The following is an 18,183-nucleotide window of genomic DNA, read 5'->3' on the forward strand; positions in this document are numbered from 1 at the left end:
GGCCGCGAGAAACGCCCGCCGGGCCCCCGGCGGGCGTTCGCTTTTCTCCGCTCCAGGCCGCCCGGACATGCCGCCGCAAAAACGCCTTTGTCCATGTTTGCCCAGGTCAATTGATGGGTCAACGTGGAGTCAAACCGCGCGCTGTGCCCGGGAAACGATCGCCTAAGGTCCTACGATCGCTTCCATGACCTGCGTACTTCTCGCCGAGGATGACACCTCGATCTCCGAGCCGCTTGCGCGCGCCCTGCGCCGGGAGGGCTACCAAGTCGAGGTGAGTCCCGACGGCCCGCAGGCCCTGGAAAGGGCACTCTCGGGAGGCGTCGACCTCATCGTTCTCGACCTCGGTCTCCCGGAGATGGACGGCCTGGAGGTCGCCCGCCGTATCAGGGCCGAGGGCCACGGCACTCCCGTGCTGATCCTGACCGCTCGCGTCGACGAGGTCGACACCGTGGTCGGCCTCGACGCCGGGGCCGACGACTACGTCACCAAGCCGTTCCGCCTCGCCGAACTGCTCGCCCGCGTACGGGCCCTGCTGCGGCGGGGGACCTCCGAAACGCCGGTGGTCCAGGGCGTGCGGATCGACGCCGACTCCCGCCGGGCCTGGATGGGCGACAAGGAGCTCCATCTGACCACCAAGGAGTTCGACCTGCTCCGCGTGCTCGTGCGCGACGCCGGCAAGGTCGTGACCCGGGAGCAGATCATGCGGGAGGTCTGGGACACCAACTGGTGGGGTTCCACCAAGACCCTCGACATGCACATCTCCTGGCTGCGGCGCAAGCTCGGTGACGACGCGGCGAAGCCGCGGTACATCACGACCGTCCGAGGGGTCGGCTTCCGCTTCGAACGCGAGTAAGGGGCATGCGGAGGCGTCTGCTCTCTTCGATGCTGCTCGTCGCGGTCATCGCGGTGCTGCTGCTCGGAGTTCCCCTCGGTGTTGTCGTCGTACGTCTCATCAACGACGAGGCCGCGCAGGAGCTCCGAGCGGAGGCGACGCGCGTGCTGATCAGCGTTGAGTACGCCATCAGCCAGGAGCAGCCGGTCGATCCCAAACAACTGGAGCGGAACTACCCCAGCCGGTTCATCCAGGTCGCGTTCCGCGGCATCGAGCCGATCACCGTCGGCGTCGAACCTCCCGTGAACCGGTCGCTGACCGAGGACGCGCGCTCCGAGAACGGCGTCGTCCGGCTCAGCCGCGACACCGCGGAGATCGACCGTGACATCCGGGCGCGGCTGCTGCTGACCATCGCCCTGGCGGTCGCCGCGCTGGTCGTGGCCATCGGGCTGGCGGTCGTGACGTCGCGGAGACTCACGCTGCCGCTCCTCGATCTGGCCAAGATCGCGGAGCGGCTGGGCTCGGGCGACGCCCGTCCGAGCAAACACCGCTACGGCATCCCCGAGCTCGACCGGGTCGCCGAGGTGCTCGACCGCAGCGCGATCCGCATCTCCGAGCTGCTCGGACGGGAGCGCGAGTTCGCCACCGACGCCTCCCACCAGCTCCGCACGCCCCTGACCGGGCTCACGATGCGCCTGGAGGAGATCGTCGCGGCGGCGTCCCAGCCGGCCATCGTGCGCGAGGAGGGGGAGGCGGCGATCGTCCAGGCCGAGCGCCTGACGGCGGTCATCGACGAGCTGCTCAACGCCGCCCGGCGGCAGCGCCACTCCCAGGCCGAGCCGATCGACGTCGACGAGGTGCTGGTCCAGCAGATCACCGAGTGGGATCCGGCGTTCCGGCGCTCCCACCGGTCGATCCAGCTCACCGGGAGCCGGGGCCTGCACGCGCTGGCCACCACGGGCGGGCTCAGCCAGGTCGTGGCCACGCTGCTGGACAACTCCCTGCACCACGGGGGCGGCATCGTGTCGATCACCACGACGAGCTCGGAGAAGTCGATCGTCATCGAGGTCTCCGACCAGGGCGAAGGGGTGCCCGAGAAGATCCGTACCAGGATCTTCGAACGGAGTGTGACCGGCGGCAGCGGCACCGGGCTCGGGCTCACGCTGGCACGGTCACTGGTCGCCGCCGACGGCGGACGGCTGGAGCTGGTCAAACCCCGGCCGGCCACGTTCGCGATCTTCCTGCGGAAGGTCGGCGACGACGAAAAGGGCTATCGCGTGGTGAGCGGCCCCGCCTGACCTTCCTCCTGGACCACCGGCGGGGCCATGAACACCCAGCGCTTGTACGACCAGAAGCGGAACAGCGTGCCGAGACCGGTGCCGATCACGAGGCCGATGTTGTTGGCCAGCAGGCTGTCGAAGCCGAGCGTGTAGCGGATGAAGCCGAGGCAGATCAGCTCGATCAGCAGGCCGACGCCGTTGAAGGCGAAGAACAGGATGTACTCGCGGGCCAGGCCGCTCTGCTCACGGTGGCGGAAGGTCCAGAACCGGTTGCCGAAGTAGGCGAACGTGGTGGCGACCACCGTGGCGATGACGTTGGCGATCAGCGTGCCCTCGGAGCCCCACATGGACCAGAGGATGTTCACCAGGCCGAACTTGATCACAGCGGCGATCGCGCCCACGGCGCCGAATTTGATCACTTCACGGAGGAGGGTGGCGAATCGCGCATAGGCGCCGCGGATGAGTTGCTGCACGAGCCGCACAGTCCTTCCTGGTGGGATGGGGTCGTCTCAGGCTACCGGTTGGGGCTGTGAGCCGGGCTGAAAGCTTCCTCTGAGTCCCTTTCTGCCCAGGTCGTCCAAGAACATTTCAAGAAATTTCAGACTTTGCGGCCCGATCGGGGCCGCCACGGGCTACGTTGGCGCCCGACGTCACACCCGCGCGCACATTTGGGAGAGGTGCGGGCATCCTCATGGGCCGACTGAGCCGGACGATGATCATCGGGATCGTGCTGGGCCTGTTGGCCGCCTGCGGTGGGCTGCCCGCGGAGACCACGGCCCGGGAGTCCCCTACTCGCGAGCCCGAGATCCTCACCCTGGCCGCCGCCGAGGCCGCCTTCGCCGAGCTGGGCGAGCTCGAGACCGCCTGGGGCGACAGCGACTGCGACGGCGTGGCCCGGCTGCTCGCCGCCCCCGCCGCCGAGCTGGGCGGCGCCGCCTGCACGGCCACCGCGCTCGGTCACGAGAGCGCCCGGTTCGACTACGGCGAGCCGGAGTTCTACCTGCCGAGCCGCACCGCCAGGGGCAAGCCCTGGTTCGCCGCCCTGGCGAAGAAGCCCGGCCCGGCCTACTTCGTCTTCACCCAGGGCAAGGACGGCTGGCGGCTGGCCCTCGGGCCGGTCCCGGTGCCCGACGGCGCCCCCGAGGTGCCCGTGACCGAAGCCGTCGTGCCCGCCGGCGGCGTCAACCCGCAGGTCACCGCCAGCCTGGTGTCTCAGCGCTGCCTGACTTATCTGACCGACCCGACGGGCGTCAACGGCATCCGCGTCTCCTCCGGCGACGCCATGCGCCAACTGCGCGACTCGATGACCCGGGCCCCGGCGGCGCACCGTCCCGACAAGACCAGCGTCGACGTGCGCCTCGTCCGAGGCGCGCCGGTCCACGTGCTGGCCCTTCCCGGCGGCGCCTCCCTCGTCTTCCACACCCTGCGCGTGGTCACCACCCAGACTCCGGGCCCCGGCCGGAGCGAACTGGCCGATCCCGCCTTCGCCGACCGGGACGTCCGCGCCTTCGCCGGGCAGGGCCGGCTCGTCAAGCTGACCGCCGAGGAGCTGTTGTTCCTGGCCACGAAGGTCGACGCCGACGGCCGGATGACGACCGTGGGGATGGGCCGCAGGCTGGCCTCCGTGACGAACGGCTGAACCGGGCTGGGTAAGCTTCCCCTTCGTGAACAGCCCCTTCATCGTCGGCATGGTCGGCGCCGGGCAGCTGGCCCGGATGACCCAGCAGGCCGCCATCGCCCTCGGCGTCGAGCTCCGGGTGCTGGCCGGTTCGCGCGACGAGAGCGCGGCCAAGGTCGTCGTCGACACCCGGCTCGGCGACCACCGCGACCTCGACGACCTCCTGGCCCTGGCCAAGGGCTGCGACGTGGTGACCTTCGACCACGAGCACGTGCCGACCGAGCTGATCGAGTCGCTCGGCGTGCCGGCCCGGCCGGGCGCCGCGGCGCTCGTCCACGCCCAGGACAAGCGGGTCATGCGTGAACGGCTGACCGCTCTCGGGGTGCCGTGCCCCCGGTGGAGCTCGACCGACTTCACCGCCCCCGTCGTGCTGAAGGCCGTCAGGGGCGGCTACGACGGGCGGGGCGTGTGGGTGGCGCGGACCCAGGCCGAGGTCGACGAGGTGGTCTCCCACGGGATCGACCTCATCGCCGAGGAGATCGTGCCCTTCGAGCGGGAGCTCGCCGTGCTGGTGGCGCGCTCGCCCCACGGGCAGGGGGTGGCCTACCCGGTCGTGGAGACCGTCCAGGAAGACGGGATCTGCGTCGAGGTGATCGCGCCCGCCCCCGGTCTCGACCCCGAGCTCGCCGCCGAGGCGCAGCGGATCGCCCTGACCATCGCCGAGGAGCTCGGCGTGACCGGCCTGCTGGCGGTGGAGATGTTCCAGACCGCCACGGGCCTGCTGGTGAACGAGCTGGCCATGCGCCCGCACAACTCCGGGCACTGGACGATCGAGGGCGCCCGCACCTCTCAGTTCGAGCAGCACCTGCGGGCGGTGCTCGACCTGCCGCTGGGCTCGCCCGAGATGGCGGCTCCCGTGGTCGTGATGGCCAACCTGCTGGGCGGCCCCGAGCCCGACGTGTACTCGCGCTACGAGCACGTGATGGCCAACGACCCCGGCATCAAGATCCACTTCTACGGCAAGGACGTCCGTCCGGGCCGCAAGATCGGCCACGTGACCGCCCTCGGCGACGACCTCGACGAGGTCCGCGCGAGGGCCCGGCACGCGGTCACCTGCCTGAGAGGACCTCTCGGTGTCTGACCTGACGCCTTCCGTCGGCATCGTCATGGGCAGCGACAGCGACTGGCCCGTCATGGGCCAGGCCGCCGAGGCGCTGCGCGAGTTCGGAGTGTCCTTCGAGGCCGACGTCGTGTCGGCCCACCGGATGCCCGAGGAGATGATCGCGTACGGCAAGTCGGCCGCCTCCCGGGGCCTGAAGGTGATCGTGGCGGGCGCGGGCGGCGCGGCCCACCTGCCGGGCATGCTGGCCTCCGTGACCCCGCTGCCGGTCATCGGCGTGCCGGTGCCGCTGAAGTACCTCGACGGGATGGACTCGCTGCTGTCGATCGTCCAGATGCCGGCCGGCGTCCCGGTCGCGACGGTCGCGGTCGGCGGGGCCCGCAACGCGGGGCTGCTGGCGGTACGGATCCTCGCGGCGTCCGACCCGGCGCTGCAGGAGCGGATGGTCGAGTTCCAGGCCGACCTGAAGAAGACCGCCTACGCCAAGGGCGAGGCCCTCCGGAAGGCCGCGGCAGAAGGCGCCGCTTCGTAGGGACTACTTCTTCGGAGTCTGGCCGGTTCCCCCGCAGCGATGACAGTTGACCCATTTGCGCGTGACCACGGTGGCGCCGGATGCGGTCTTGAACTCGACGACCTCATGCCATCCGCCGGCTCCTTGGCACTGACCGCAGGTCTCGTTGTCGGCTGTGGTGAGTCCTCTTTCCGGGCCCGGATTGAGAGCGGCGATTACGGCGTTCTTCTGCTGTTCGCTGAGGAACGGGAGGCTGATCACACTTCCGCGAGGAGTCGTGTACGTCACGAAGTAATCGTTCGACATGCCTCGAACGTACATAAAGGTCTAGTGCTCGTATATCGCGGTTGGGTGATGGTTTACTGCGGCCGGCCGAGGGCACGGTAGGTCCAGCCGGCCTCTCGCCAGGTCGTGGCGTCGAGGGCGTTGCGGCCGTCGACGATGTTGCGGACACTCACCACGCGGCCCAGGGTGTGGGGGTCGAGGTCGACGAACTCCTGCCATTCGGTCAGCAGCAGGACCACGTCGGCGTCGCGGGCGGCGTCCAGGGCCGATTCGGCGTAGCCGAGGGTCGGCTGGGCCTTGCGGGCGTTGTCGAGGGCGACCGGGTCGTAGACGGTGACCGATCCGCCCTCGTGGCCGATCGTGGCGGCGACGTCGAGGGCGGGGGAGTCGCGGATGTCGTCGGAGTTGGGCTTGAAGGCGGCGCCCAGGACGCCGACCACGCGGTTGCGGAAGGAGCCGCCGACCATGTCGCGGGCCAGGTCGACCATGCGGGCGCGGCGGCGCATGTTGATCGCGTCGACCTCGCGCAGGAAGGTCAGGGCCTGGTCGGCGCCCAGTTCCCCGGCGCGGGCCATGAAGGCGCGGATGTCCTTGGGCAGGCAGCCGCCGCCGAACCCCAGGCCGGGGTTGAGGAAGCGGCCGCCGATGCGTTCGTCGTACGAGAGAGCCTTGGAGAGCTGTTTCACGTCGGCCTGGGCGGCCTCGCAGACCTCGGCCATGGCGTTGATGAACGAGATCTTGGTGGCCAGGAACGCGTTGGCGGCCGACTTGACCAGCTCGGCGGTCGGGAAGTCGGTGACCACGATCGGGACCTCGCCGAGCGGCGCGTAGACCTCCCGGAGGATCCGCTCGGCCCTGGGTGAGGCGACGCCGAGGACGATCCGGTCGGGGTGGAGGGTGTCGTTCACGGCGAAGCCCTCACGGAGGAACTCGGGGTTCCAGGCCAGCTCGACGTGGTCGCCCGCCAGCCGCTGGAGCCGGGTGGCGAGGCGCTGGGCGGTGCCGACCGGGACGGTCGACTTGCCCACGACGAGACAGTCGCGCCGCAGGTGCGGGCCCAGGGAGTCGACGACCTGGTCGAGGTAGGAGACGTCGGCGGCGTACTCGCCCCTCTTCTGGGGGGTACCGACGCAGACGAAGTGGACGTCGCCGAACTCCGCGACCTCCTCGTAGGAGGTGGTGAACCGCAGCCGGCCGGTGGCCACGTGTTTCTTGAGGAGGGCCTCCAGGCCCGGTTCGTAGATCGGCGACTCGCCGCGCCGCAGCCGGGCGATCTTGTCGGGATCGACGTCGAGCCCGAGCACGTCGAAGCCGAGCTCCGCCATGCACGCGGCATGCGTCGCTCCCAGATATCCGGTCCCCAGGACCGTCAGTCGGTGTGTCACGCCGCCGCTCCCCTCGATGACCTGCATTTATCAGGGTGTGTGATGTTACCTGAGGCTATCCGGGGCAGATCGCCCACCGCTGCGATAGTTGGACGTCCTAGAATCCGTACATGAGCTTTCCTCTGTACGCGCCGGCGGAGGAGCACGACATGCTCCGCGAGGCGGTCCGGGCCCTGGCCGAAGAGAAGATCGCCCCGCGCGCCGCCGCGGCCGACGAGAACGAGGAGTTCCCCGAAGACTCCTACAAAGACCTCGTCGCGGCTGATTTCCACGCGGTCCACGTGCCCGAGGAATACGGCGGAGCGGGGGCCGACGCGCTCGCGGCGGTGATCGTCATCGAGGAGGTGGCCCGGGTCTGCGCGTCCTCCTCGCTCATCCCCGCGGTCAACAAGCTCGGCACGGTGCCCCTGCTGCTGTCGGCGTCGGCGGAGCTCAAGGCGGCCTACCTGCCCGCCGTCGCCCGGGGCGAGGCGATGTTCTCCTACGCCCTCTCCGAGGCCGAGGCCGGCTCCGACGCCGCCGCGATGCGCACCCGCGCCGTGGCCGACGGCGACTCCTACGTCCTCGACGGCGTGAAGACGTGGATCACCAACGCCGGGATCTCCGAGTACTACACGGTGATGGCGGTGACCGACCCGTCGGCCGGCGCCCGGGGGATCTCCGCGTTCGTCGTCGAGAAGTCCGACGAGGGCGTCTCGTTCGGGCCGAAGGAGAGGAAGCTCGGCATCAAGGGCTCGCCGACCCGGCAGGTGATCCTCGAGAACGTGCGCATCCCCGCCTCCCGCATGATCGGCGCCCCCGGCACGGGCTTCAAGACCGCCCTGGCGACCCTCGACCACACCCGCATCACCATCGCCGCGCAGGCCCTCGGCATCGCCCAGGGGGCGCTCGACTTCGCCGTGGGGTACGTCAAGGAGCGCCGGCAGTTCGGCAAGGCCATCGGCGACTTCCAGGGCGTCCAGTTCATGATCGCCGACATGGCGATGAAGCTGGAGGCGGCGCGGCAGCTGACCTATGCGGCGGCGGCCAAGTCGGAGCTGGCGATGCACGGCACGCCGGTCAAGGACCTGACGTTCTTCTCCTCGGCGGCCAAGACGGCGGCCTCCGACGCGGCGATGGAGATCACGACCGACGCGGTGCAGCTGCTCGGGGGGTACGGGTACACGCGCGACTATCCGGTGGAGCGGATGATGCGCGACGCGAAGATCACCCAGATCTACGAGGGGACCAACCAGATCCAGCGCATGGTGATGGCGCGGCAGCTGCTCAAGTAGGGCCTGAACAGCGAAACCCCGCCGAGGCTGGTTCTGCGGCGGGGTTTCGCGGGTCGGCTTAGGCGACCTAAAGGATCACTGTTCCGTCCGTGTTCAGTGAGAGATGAGACGCGGGCGGAACAGGCGATCGTCGATCGCTTTGCGGGCTCGGTCGTGGGAGCCGGGCATCAGGTGCGCATAGACACGCAGAGTGAAGCCCGGGTCGGCGTGGCCGGGGTACTCGGCGAGGTCCTTTACGGAGACCGCGCCGGCCAGAATCATGCTCGCGTAGGAGTGGCGGAGCTGGTGGAGGCCTTCTTCGCGCGACGTCGTGAAACGCGTCCGGCTGTTGGCGTCCTTCGTCGGCGCGGGGACTTGGAAAGGCTCGATCCAGGGCGGCTTCCAGTCATGCCATCCCTAGAAGGGGACGCCCCGAGGCCCGTCTTTCTTCGGCGCTAAGCCTTGAACGTCTTGGTTGGAAGGGACCACAGCTTCAGGCAGTCCTTGGAGGTGAGGAACGTCTCCCACGAAAGGCTGAAGCAAGGATTGAGGAAGGTCTTCAGTTTGAGGACCGAGACCGTGCCGATCGCCTTGGCCGCCAGGTCCCAGGCCGCGTCGTTGGCGACTTCCTTCAACAGCCACCAGAGGTTGGACTTGAGCCTCTTCAGAACGGGAATGATCGCCTTTATCTCCGCAGGCGACAGCGTGTTAGACGGCTTCTTCGTCCGCGATTTCTGCTGGAGTTCCGCCACGTCGTCCTTGATGGCCTGCAGTAGTCCGTGGCCGAGGTGCGCGACGGTCACCTTGACCGCGCCGGCGTTGTCGCCAAGGCATGTGTCGCCGTCATGGATGCGGAACCGCAGCCGTCCTGACTGCTTGATCGAGAAGACGCCACCGGCGCCCACTTCCGTGAGATTGATCTGGTCGACGCTCGCCAGGAGTTTGCCGTAGGCGGCCGGCTTCAGCTTGCAGCCCTGCCAGATCTGCGCATCGATGTGGGCCGGATATCCGGCCGGGCCGACGTGCGGGAAGTTGCGGTGGTCCACTGTCCAGGTTCCCGAGATGAACCTGACGATGAGGGTGTCGCCGGCGTGGAGGAAAAGTCCGGCATCCTGCCAGCCGTCCGTCGCCGAGACGGAGACGGTCACGGGTGCTCTTCCGCTGCTGGCATTGGCCGGAGCGACTCCGCCCATGGCTATCATGACCAACGCCGCACAGAATGACGCGATGCTCCTCATGATCTCACCCTCCTGCCTGGCGCAGTGCCTCGCGGATAGCGGACACCTGGATGAAGCGGAAACTGTCGGCGATCCGCTGGTAAACGTGGTCGGCCAGTTCTCTGCCGATGATGTTCCAGATCACGTTGTCGCTGCTCAGGAAGAACGCTCGCCGGGTCCCGTCCTCGATGTCGACGACGGACACCGGGGTGCCGTTCACCATGATTGCGTTCCTGCGGATCTTGAAACGCAGGCCCGATATCTCGTCACGGATCGACTCCTCCTGGGAGCGGACGTAGTCGATCACGTTCCGGCGGCCCGCGCGCACCTCCTGCGCTAACCGGTCGGGCATCCGCGCGAGATTGATCTGGGAGACGGTCAGGGTTCCGTCGCCACGCACCTCCACCTGGACGGCGAGGGCATCCTCGTCCCAGAACTCGTACTCGGTCTTCGAGCCGCTCGGAACGGCGACACTGACGGGGAAACGGGGATCGGCAACGTAGACGCGGGTGAAGCCCGGGAACTCCGCGCCGGACTCCCAGAACTTGTTGCTTCTGACCGAGGCCAGTTGTCGCGGGGTGAAGTCGAACACAACGGCTCCTTACTGTTCGGAGGTTCAGGCTCCGGCGTGGATGTGGGAGGCCCAGACGCCCGGGTATCGGCGGGCTTCGTCGCGACGTGCGCGAACGGCATGGTGCAGGGCCGAGGCGGCCAGCGCCGGGTCGGGGGGCGTGGCGCCCTGTCGGGTGAGGTCCCCGTACACCGACAGGGCCATCGAGGTGGCGTAGGTGTCGCCGACCGGCCACAGGGTGCCGATCACATGGCGGAAGCCGGCGAGCTGGAAGGCCGTGGTGATGTGCACCGCTTCGTCGACGAGGCGCTGGTTCGCGACGGTGGTGTTGCAGGCGGACAGGTAGGCGAGCTCCGCTCCGGCCAGCCGCAGACTCGCGATCGCGGCGACGCTGAACGGGCTGCTGGTGTGATCGTGGAGCAGGAGCCTGCTGCGGCCGGGATCGTTCCAGTCGCTGTGCCCGTGGCAGGCGAGATGGATGACGGGGTGCGCGGGGAGAGCGTTCAGCACCACCTCGCAGGTGGCGTCCTCGCCGATCAGGATGCGTGACCCGGGCACCATCCCGGCCACTTTCCGCACCTCGGTGAGCGTGCCGGGAAGCGGTTCGGCGAACGGCGTCTTGGGCTGGGCGATGAGCAGCGCGGGCCCGGGGGCGGCGGCCGCGCGTTCGCGGGCGTGGCGGAGGGCGCGGATCGTCGGGGTGTACGAGGAGATCACCCGGTCCAGCACGGTGGCGTCCGATCCGACCTGATGGCGGCCAGCTGCGTGCAGCGGCAAGAACGCCGTTTCCCCTACCGGGCACCACCACAGCCTGGGCCAGTTGTCGGCGGCAGGGAGCAGGCCGAGCTCGGTCATGACCGGCCCGGCCACCGCGTCCCACAGCCAGCCCAGGACGGCCAGCATCTCCTTCTGCGCGGCCAGTCCCTCGCCCTTGATCGCGGCCCGGAAGCGGTTGACCTGGTCGATCACCGTTTGGTGGGCCAGCGCGGGCAACTCCACCAGAATCACCGGCCGGTCGGGATCGTCGGTGAGGATCAGCGCGTCGCACCGGAACCGGCTGGTGTTGACCAGGACGATCGGCCCCTCGGCGGCGTTACGGCCCAGTTCTCGTATGGAGGGTGGTCGGAGGAAGCCCCGCAGCGCCGGGATCGCCCTGATCTCGGCGACCGTGTCGTCCCACTCCCTGGCGAACCCTCTCCTCCGCTCGGCCAGGTCCTGGGCGGCCGCACGCGACGCCGCCGAAAGGGCGTGTGCCGGATCATCGGTGGCAAACATGGTCACGGCCGCCGCCTCAATCTCGTCGAGATCCTGCCGGACGCGCTGGAACCGGCCGACCAGTCCGGCGGGCGCGTGGGCGTCGAGCGGCGCCAGCTCTCCCTGGCCGATCATGACCTCGCTCAGCAGTAGCCCCCGGGCCTGCTCCAGCAGTTCAACCGCGAGATCTGGGAGCCCGGCCGCAATCGCCGCGGCGGCCGCCTCACCGGCCAGACCGGGCATCGCGGCCAGGCCGTGTCGTCTGTCGCTCCTCGTCAGCTCTAGAGTCGTGACCCGGGGCAGCAGCTCGATGGCCTTCCTGTACGCGGCCAGCGCCGGTTCGCCGTCGCCCGCCAGCATCAGCGACTGGGCGAGCAGACGCTGGGCGAGCAGGATTCGGCTCGGCGGATCACTGTCCGACCGGGCGGCCTCGATGAGGAGGCCGATCGCCTCCCGCAGCTCGTCCAGCCCCCTCCCCTCCTTCTCGAATCGGGCACGCAGCACCTGCGCCAGGTTGCACTGCAGGCCGATTTGATCGTGGTGACCGGATGGTGTCAGGGCCAGTGCGTCCCGGCCGGTCGCGACCGCCTCGGCCCAGGTCTCGAGGTCGCCGGTGAGGAGGTAGGTCGCCATGAGGGCGACCCCGAGGTTGGACAGGGCGGAGGAGCGCATGGCGTGGTCACGGGGGGTGATGTCCACCGCCGTCCGTGCGATCCGGAGGGCGTGTGCCAGGTCCTCCTCGTCGCCGGTCCGTTCGTGCCGGATGCGCAGCAGATTGCCTAGGTTGTTCACATAGAGGAGCTGGCTGAGGTGGTCCTCCGGGATGCCGGTGATCGCCATCGTGGTGAGGGCGATCGCCTCGTTCAGCTCATTCAGGTCGTTGGTTCGTGCGAAGGAGGTCAGCAGCGCGTTCGCCAGCCCGTTCAGGATGACGGCGTGGTCGGGGGAACCGGGCCGGACGGTGGCGGCGGCCGTACGGTTCAGGGTGATCGCCTCGGTCAGGAAGTCCCCGTCGCCGGTGACCTGGTGGAGGGCCCGCAATGCGTTGCTGAGGCTGTTCAGGAAGCCGACGTACCAGCGATGTCCCGGCGGCGTGATCGCGAGGGCTTCCCTGCCGATGCCGATGGCCTCCTTCAGCACCTCAGTGCGTGAGGTCCGCTCGTACATGAGCCTCTTCATGACGCCGAGACCGGCGATGCGCGCCGGGCGCTCGGGATCGCCGGGGGAGGTGAGCGCGAGCGCGGCCTGGACCGTCTCCATCGCCTCGGTCAGGTCGCCGATCCGGCCGAACTGCTCGTATCGGAGGCGAAGGCAGAGGGAGAGGGTGGCGAGGTTGAGGGCACGCGTCGTGATGCGCTCCGGCCCGGTGCGCGCCGCCTCGCGGAGGAGGTCGACGGCCTCGTCGAGCTCCTCCGCGGCTCCGGTGCGCTCCACGCCCAGTCGCAGCAGGTTTCCGTACACGGACAGACAACCAGCCTCACCGGGGTGGCCCTTGGGGGTGAGGTCCAGGGCTTCCCGGCAGAGCTTGAACGCCTCGTCCAGGTCGGCCTGCCGGCCGTCCCGTTCGTAGCGGAGACCGAACACCGTGGCCAGGTTGCCGAGGTAGAGCGCCCGGTCGACGTGCCCGCGCGGGGTGGTGGAGACGGCGGTGCCGACCAGGTCGAGGGCCTCCTGAAGGTCGGCCGGATCGTCGTCGATCTCATAGCGGTGGCGCAGCAGGACGCCAAGGTTTCCGACGATGGCCTGCCAGGAGTAATGGCCCTTGCCCACCAGAGCATGTGCCGCCCGCCCCGCCTCTATGCCCTCGGCGACGGAAGCGGTGTCGCCGGTCCCGAGGTACCGCTGCTGGAGGAGGGCCGCGAGGTTGGAGAGCCGGGTGGGCAGGTGGTCGTCGTCTGCGGGGGTCAGTTCGATCGCCCGGCGGCCGAACGCGACGGCCTCGTCCAGCGTCTTCGGCTCACCGTCCGTCCCGTGGAGAAGGCCGAGCGCGTTGGAGACGATCGAGGAGTTGGTCCCTTCCAGCGGCTCGACGTCGACCGCTTCCAGCCCTACGCGGAGCGCCTCCCTCAGTGCGGCGAGGTCGCCGGTCCGTTCGAAAAAATTGATGAGCCCGTTGGCGAGATTCGACAGATACATGCCTCGGTCGGGATTGCCGGGAGGGGCCGCGCTGACCGCCATGCGGAACAGCTCTATGGCTTTCTCCTGCAAGCGGATATCGCCGATCTGCTCGAATGCGTGGGCGAACTCGATCGCTTGTTCACTAAAGACGTCGGGATCGTCGAAGAAGGAGTTCATTTCGGAAAAGCTCCCACCTGAACGTATTGCCGGGAGCGCGCAGTCTAACGGCGGCTTTCCTTCGGGGATAAGTTACGGAACCCTTCAGACGCGCTTCAGATTTCCGACGGTTTAGGGACACGCCTGCGGAACGCGGAGAGCCCCGAGAACCTGGCAGGGTCGAGCCAGTCCTGCCCCGTGTCGTCGACCCGGCATCGGGCCACACGAAGCCGGTCGGCCAGCTTGCGACGCCAGGCGGAGCCGTCGTCGACTCCGATCACATTCAGCCCGCCCAGGTCGGAGATCGGGCGGTGCCCACCCGCCACCAGCATCACCGTGCGATCCCGGTAGGCGTTGAGCACCATGCCCAGCTCGATGAGCACGTTGGGGCGGGCCTGCATGCCCGGCCCGACGTCTGCGGGGTCGTCGGATCCGGCGGACAGTTCCGGGTGCAGGCGGACGATGTCGTCCGGGGTCATCAGCACGACCGCCGCCTGGGCCAGTGGGATCGCTTGGGCGACCACATCGGCGAGCGTGGGCAGCGCGCTTCCGGTGGCCGCCACCAGGTGCTCCCACTCCAGCGGCTGGAGGCCGAGCGCGCGGAGGAGGTCGAAGACGGCAACACGAAACCGCTCGTCCCGCCCGTGCACGACGAAGACACGGCGGCGCTGGTCGTCGGAGGTGTCGGCCGGTTCCTGAGGTCGTGGCAGGAATCGGGCGCGTTCGGCGTCCACCGACCTATAGGCGATCTCGTCGCCGAGCCGGGCCAGCAGCCAGCCGGCCAGGTCGAGGTCGTCGGCGAAGGGCCCGCCGGGAACGGTCAGGCCGGAGGCGAGCAGCGAGCGCCGCATCGTGTCGGCGACGATCTCCACGGTCTGGCGGAGTTCGGCGAGGTCCAGCCGCCGGCGATGGTGGTCGGCTGTCTCGGGAGCCTCCTGCCACACCCTCAGTGCGTGTCGGAGCCGGGCCGCCGACAGCAGATAGCGGGCCAGCGGCGGAATGGCGTCGTCGCCGCGTGACCATACGAGAGCGCTGGTCCGCGCATCCGCCGTGGCCGGGAAACCGACCACGAAGCGGCGGCGCGCGCGGTCGTCGCGGGAGGCGGCGAGCTCCCAGATCCCGAGATCGGGTGAGGCGCCGATGCCCGACTCCCACCAGCGTTCGACCGGCACCTCCATTGGCAGCAGCGCACCGGCGCGCCAGCCGAACTCCGGCCCCCACGTTGGGTCGCCGTCCGCGACCCCGGCGAGGTACAGACGGTCCTCGCCGATCAGACCGGGACGATGCCCTGCGGTCAGGGTGGTCCATCGGCGGTCCCACCCCTGCCAGCCGGGACCGCCGGGCAGCGCCAATCCGACCGACAGGACCAGCACGTTGTGATGGCGGCGGAGAATCATCTGGCAGGACGTCCCCGCCTGGCCCCGCGCCGCGAGCGCGGTCTCGGGACCGGTTGGGACGGCGCCGGACAGGTCGGTCGAGGAGACCTGCGGCGTCTGCGGAAGGATCGGCCCGACCGGCTGATCCAGACCGAACTCGTGAGCCGCGCCGTGCCAAAGGTCGAGCGTGGCCGCGTGATCGGCCAGGTAGGTATGGACCACGAACTGCTGGTCGAGCCTGGTCATACTGGCCCGTCCTCCGGGTCCCGCAGGTCCTCGGGCCCGCCAATCCTCATGACCAGCCGTGCCAAGCGTTCCCTCACGACGGGCGGCGCGGGGACGACCGGCGGATCGCCGATCCGGGAGATCCGTTTCGAGTCGATGACCATCCTCAACCCGCCGGCTACTCCCTGGATCTCGCCGGGATCGTCGGCATCCGCGAGAAGCTCGGCGACGTCCTTCCACACCGTTTCCTTGAGCCGCAGGGTCGGGATCTCCGCCAGCAGTTTTCGCAGGTCGTCAAGACCATCTGACATCGGAACGTCCTCCGTTCGTGAATTCGGGCAGATCGGTGAGGGAGCGGATGAGGTCCAGCGCAATGCGTTCGAGCGCGCCCTGACGAAGCACGATGCGGAGCTCGGTGCTGAACGGCTGCTGCTCGGCGCGGGCCACATAGGACTGGACGATCAATCGGAGCAGCGCGCCGGGGGTTGCGTCGGGGATGCGGGCCAGCCCCGAACCGACCAGCGGGATGGCCAGTGGTCGCAACTGACCATCGAGACGGGCCGCGTCCCAGAGCCGGTCAAGGCTGTGCCCGAGACCGGCCAGATCCGACTCGGCCAGCAGGTCGTTGGTCATCCTGCTGTACGCGACCGCGAAGACACACCTGTTGCCGGCGCGCAGCGTGGCCACCGTACCGATGGGATAACGTTTGCGCCGGCCGTGCGGCTTGGCCTGCCGCGACTCCTCGGCGACCGGCGAAATCCGCTTGCGTCTCAGCGCCGCGCTGATCTCCCTTCCGAGACGGGGCGCATCACCGCCGTACAAGCGGTCGACCAGTTGCCCCTGCACGCTCTGCGCGCTGATCACCACACCGTCGGCGACGGTGTCGAAGGTGTCGGAGAAGCCGACCACCAGATTGGCGTCGTGCTGCTCGAACAGGTCACCGACTACCACAGTGATCGACGTTTGCAGCGCAGCCGACTCGCGCCGCAGCACTTGACCGGTCCGGCGGCTCGACCGCAGCCGTTCTCTCAAGCGGTCGAGATCCTCCGCCAGTTCTGCGGATCCGACGCCCTGGATCAGCAGCCCCTCACCAACCTCGATGGCGCGCTCGATCATGTTCAGTTCGGCGTAGCTGCGGAAGAGGGCCTGTCCGGCTCCGGCGCGCAACTCCTCCAGCCCGCGAGCCGTCGCCGTGGCGAAGGACAGGTCCCGAAGGGGTGGCCCGCCCCACAGCGCGAGCGCCCTGGTCAGCACGTCGATCGCGTCCATGGGAGCGGCGCGTAGCCCTTCGTGGACGAGGTCGCGGAACTGGAACACGTCGGCGTCATAGTCGTCACGGCGAAGTCGGTAACTTCGATCCTCGGTGACGAGGGAATCTCGGACGCCCAGTTCCTGGCGGAGCTCCCTGATCCGCTGATGGACTACGGTGTACAGCCCATTGTCGGGCCTTCCGCTCCATACCGTACGAAATATATCTTTTGTCATGACCGACTCGCCCTCGGCCAGAACGAGGCACGCCAGGACTTCCATCGCTTTCGGCGGGAGACCGACCTCGCGGCCCTCTACCTCCACCCGCAGTCTGCCTAACATCTTTACCAAGATGGACATAGAGTTACAATCCAAGATTTTTGCATTTCCGCCCGCAAGACAGATGTAATGATAACCGCAAATAGGACAAAAGGTCAGACCGTTTGAAACGGAACTGAAGATCCTTTTTCGCTGGTTGGTGTTGTGAGCGGGTGTCCGGATTTGGCTGTTTCCGGGCGATTCGCGCCTCATGCCTTTTCTCCCATGTTGTTGCCGATCGCCTGGATGGGTGGATCGTCCTCGCGTAGGACCTGAAGACAGTCGGCCAGACGGCGTTCGTACAGCGATGTCGCACGGTTCAGGTCTCCAGCCAGGCAGACGTGGGGGAGTCGATGGCGACAGGGAAGCGCCTCGGAGTGACGTTCGCCTCGCGCCTCGGACATGAAGGTGGAGATGTCCTCGTATGGCGGGACGGCCTGGGCGAGGAGGCTGGCCGCTCCGCAGGACTCGGCGAGGTGAAGAGCATGTCGGTGTCCGGGGAGCGCGGGCGATGTGCACGACCGGGTGATGCTCGTACCCCGCCAGGTCGCTTCCTGGTCCGGCGGGTGAGGACCAGCAGGCACCGGTGCGTTCCTCCCAGAAGCGGTCGCCGTACACCAGACCGAAGCCACGTCGCTCGGCCTCCGTCTGATAGCCGCTGGCCTGCACGAACAGGCTGAAGCTGGCGTTGGTAACGGGATGGCGATCGAGCAGGAAGGGCTCCATCGAGACCAGATGCCGGGGTGTCTCGTCGGTGAACCAGGAGCGCGGGTAGGACTGGGCGCGTTCGAGCTGGTCCAGGTGAGCGCTGGGGGAGCCGATCGGCACCTGGCAGGCCGGAATGAAGACCATGTTCTCCTTGGTCATGGTCAGCTTCCTGCCAGCGCCGGAAGCATGATGATCTGGTTGTCGGATGGCAGCAGGGTGTCTAGGCCGTCCAGTTCGCGGATGTCTTCCCCATCGACGAAGACGTTGACCCAGCTCACCAGCCGGTCCGGTTCCGCCAGCACGCGTTGCCGCAGCGGTGGATAGGTCTCCGCCAGCCAGGTGACGGCTTGGCCGACGGTTTCCGCGGCGCACCTCAGCGTCAGGTCTCCGATCCAGGCGGCGGTGCGCCATGCGGACGGGTTCACGATGACGGTCACGGCTCAGGCCGCCTGTTCTTCGCGGGCCCAGGCGATGGTGCGCTCGATGCCCGTCCGCAGCGTCGTCGTGGGGGCCCAGCGCAGAAGCTCGCGGGCCCTGCTGAGGTCGGGGCAGCGGACGGAGGAGTCCTGCGCGCGACCTCCACCGCGCCGGACCCGGCCGCGTCCACGACCAGGTCGGCGAGTTCGCGAATGGTGATCTCCTCATCCGAGCCCACATTCACGGGCCTGCTTCGGCGGAGTCGAGCATGGCGAGAAGGCCCGCGACGAA

At 68.6% G+C, this 18,183-nt stretch carries 17 protein-coding genes and 1 pseudogene; 6 read left to right on the forward strand and 12 right to left on the reverse strand.

Annotation, left to right across the window (positions count from 1 at the left end; translation table 11 throughout):
• The first annotated feature begins 184 nt into the window (after window positions 1–184).
• Window positions 185–853: a response regulator transcription factor gene (locus FDA94_RS13650; RefSeq protein ID WP_030451323.1), complete on the forward strand. Its 669-nt coding sequence runs from the start codon at window positions 185–187 to the stop codon at window positions 851–853.
• A gap of 29 nt (window positions 854–882) precedes the next feature.
• On the forward strand, window positions 883–2,130 hold the full coding sequence (locus FDA94_RS13655; RefSeq protein WP_246059850.1) for an ATP-binding protein: 1,248 nt from the start codon (window positions 883–885) through the stop codon (window positions 2,128–2,130).
• Here the strand turns inward: FDA94_RS13655 and FDA94_RS13660 are convergent.
• Window positions 2,103–2,585, reverse strand: a complete 483-nt coding sequence (locus FDA94_RS13660) for a GtrA family protein (RefSeq protein WP_170990922.1) — start codon at window positions 2,583–2,585, stop codon at window positions 2,103–2,105. The genes FDA94_RS13655 and FDA94_RS13660 overlap by 28 nt on opposite strands.
• 218 nt (window positions 2,586–2,803) lie before the next feature.
• On the opposite strand from FDA94_RS13660, the gene FDA94_RS13665 reads away from it, so the two are divergent.
• The 3 genes from FDA94_RS13665 to purE are packed head-to-tail and all read left to right on the forward strand — an operon-like array spanning window position 2,804 to window position 5,382.
• The gene (locus FDA94_RS13665) at window positions 2,804–3,751 is read left to right on the forward strand and encodes a hypothetical protein (RefSeq protein ID WP_137247436.1); all 948 of its coding nucleotides are present in this window, start codon (window positions 2,804–2,806) and stop codon (window positions 3,749–3,751) included.
• A gap of 49 nt (window positions 3,752–3,800) precedes the next feature.
• Window positions 3,801–4,871 (forward strand): 5-(carboxyamino)imidazole ribonucleotide synthase, encoded by a 1,071-nt coding sequence (locus FDA94_RS13670; RefSeq protein ID WP_137247532.1) that lies wholly within the window; start codon window positions 3,801–3,803, stop codon window positions 4,869–4,871.
• Window positions 4,872–4,896: 25 nt separating this feature from the next.
• On the forward strand, window positions 4,897–5,382 hold the full coding sequence (gene purE / locus FDA94_RS13675; protein ID WP_137247533.1) for a 5-(carboxyamino)imidazole ribonucleotide mutase: 486 nt from the start codon (window positions 4,897–4,899) through the stop codon (window positions 5,380–5,382).
• 3 nt (window positions 5,383–5,385) lie between these two features.
• Here purE and FDA94_RS13680 read toward each other — a convergent pair whose 3' ends face one another.
• Both FDA94_RS13680 and FDA94_RS13685 read right to left on the reverse strand, forming a co-directional pair.
• Window positions 5,386–5,667 (reverse strand): hypothetical protein, encoded by a 282-nt coding sequence (locus FDA94_RS13680; RefSeq protein WP_137247437.1) that lies wholly within the window; start codon window positions 5,665–5,667, stop codon window positions 5,386–5,388.
• 53 nt (window positions 5,668–5,720) lie between these two features.
• Complete coding sequence (locus FDA94_RS13685; protein WP_137247438.1) at window positions 5,721–7,031, reverse strand: UDP-glucose dehydrogenase family protein; 1,311 nt, start codon at window positions 7,029–7,031, stop codon at window positions 5,721–5,723.
• Window positions 7,032–7,141: 110 nt separating this feature from the next.
• On the opposite strand from FDA94_RS13685, the gene FDA94_RS13690 reads away from it, so the two are divergent.
• A complete protein-coding gene (locus FDA94_RS13690) occupies window positions 7,142–8,305 on the forward strand; it encodes an acyl-CoA dehydrogenase family protein (RefSeq protein ID WP_137247439.1) in 1,164 nt (387 codons plus the stop codon).
• Between the two features lie 93 nt (window positions 8,306–8,398).
• Here the strand turns inward: FDA94_RS13690 and FDA94_RS40475 are convergent, their stop codons facing one another.
• The 9 genes and pseudogenes from FDA94_RS40475 to FDA94_RS13730 form a co-directional block, all read right to left on the reverse strand.
• Entirely contained in the window at window positions 8,399–8,566 is a 168-nt protein-coding gene (locus FDA94_RS40475) for a hypothetical protein (RefSeq protein WP_137247440.1), read from the reverse strand.
• A gap of 173 nt (window positions 8,567–8,739) precedes the next feature.
• The gene (locus FDA94_RS13700) at window positions 8,740–9,432 is read right to left on the reverse strand and encodes a hypothetical protein (protein ID WP_212735315.1); all 693 of its coding nucleotides are present in this window, start codon (window positions 9,430–9,432) and stop codon (window positions 8,740–8,742) included.
• Between the two features lie 94 nt (window positions 9,433–9,526).
• Complete coding sequence (locus tag FDA94_RS13705) at window positions 9,527–10,093, reverse strand: hypothetical protein (protein ID WP_137247442.1); 567 nt, start codon at window positions 10,091–10,093, stop codon at window positions 9,527–9,529.
• Between the two features lie 24 nt (window positions 10,094–10,117).
• Window positions 10,118–13,621, reverse strand: a complete 3,504-nt coding sequence (locus FDA94_RS13710; RefSeq protein ID WP_137247443.1) for a CHAT domain-containing protein — start codon at window positions 13,619–13,621, stop codon at window positions 10,118–10,120.
• A gap of 95 nt (window positions 13,622–13,716) precedes the next feature.
• The gene (locus FDA94_RS13715) at window positions 13,717–15,222 is read right to left on the reverse strand and encodes a CATRA conflict system CASPASE/TPR repeat-associated protein (protein WP_137247444.1); all 1,506 of its coding nucleotides are present in this window, start codon (window positions 15,220–15,222) and stop codon (window positions 13,717–13,719) included.
• Window positions 15,219–15,512: a CATRA system-associated protein gene (locus tag FDA94_RS13720; protein ID WP_137247445.1), complete on the reverse strand. Its 294-nt coding sequence runs from the start codon at window positions 15,510–15,512 to the stop codon at window positions 15,219–15,221. Before FDA94_RS13720 ends, FDA94_RS13715 begins: the two co-directional genes overlap by 4 nt.
• A complete protein-coding gene (locus tag FDA94_RS40480) occupies window positions 15,496–16,809 on the reverse strand; it encodes an AfsR/SARP family transcriptional regulator (RefSeq protein ID WP_246059852.1) in 1,314 nt (437 codons plus the stop codon). The genes FDA94_RS13720 and FDA94_RS40480 overlap by 17 nt, the downstream gene beginning before the upstream one ends.
• A gap of 477 nt (window positions 16,810–17,286) precedes the next feature.
• A pseudogene (locus FDA94_RS41520) lies at window positions 17,287–17,634 on the reverse strand (SUMF1/EgtB/PvdO family nonheme iron enzyme); the annotation flags it as partial.
• A gap of 2 nt (window positions 17,635–17,636) precedes the next feature.
• Window positions 17,637–17,912: a MoaD/ThiS family protein gene (locus FDA94_RS13730; RefSeq protein ID WP_137247447.1), complete on the reverse strand. Its 276-nt coding sequence runs from the start codon at window positions 17,910–17,912 to the stop codon at window positions 17,637–17,639.
• Window positions 17,913–18,183 lie beyond the last annotated feature (271 nt).

The sequence above is a fragment of the Herbidospora galbida genome (genome assembly GCF_005233835.1).
Lineage (GTDB): Bacteria > Actinomycetota > Actinomycetes > Streptosporangiales > Streptosporangiaceae > Herbidospora > Herbidospora galbida.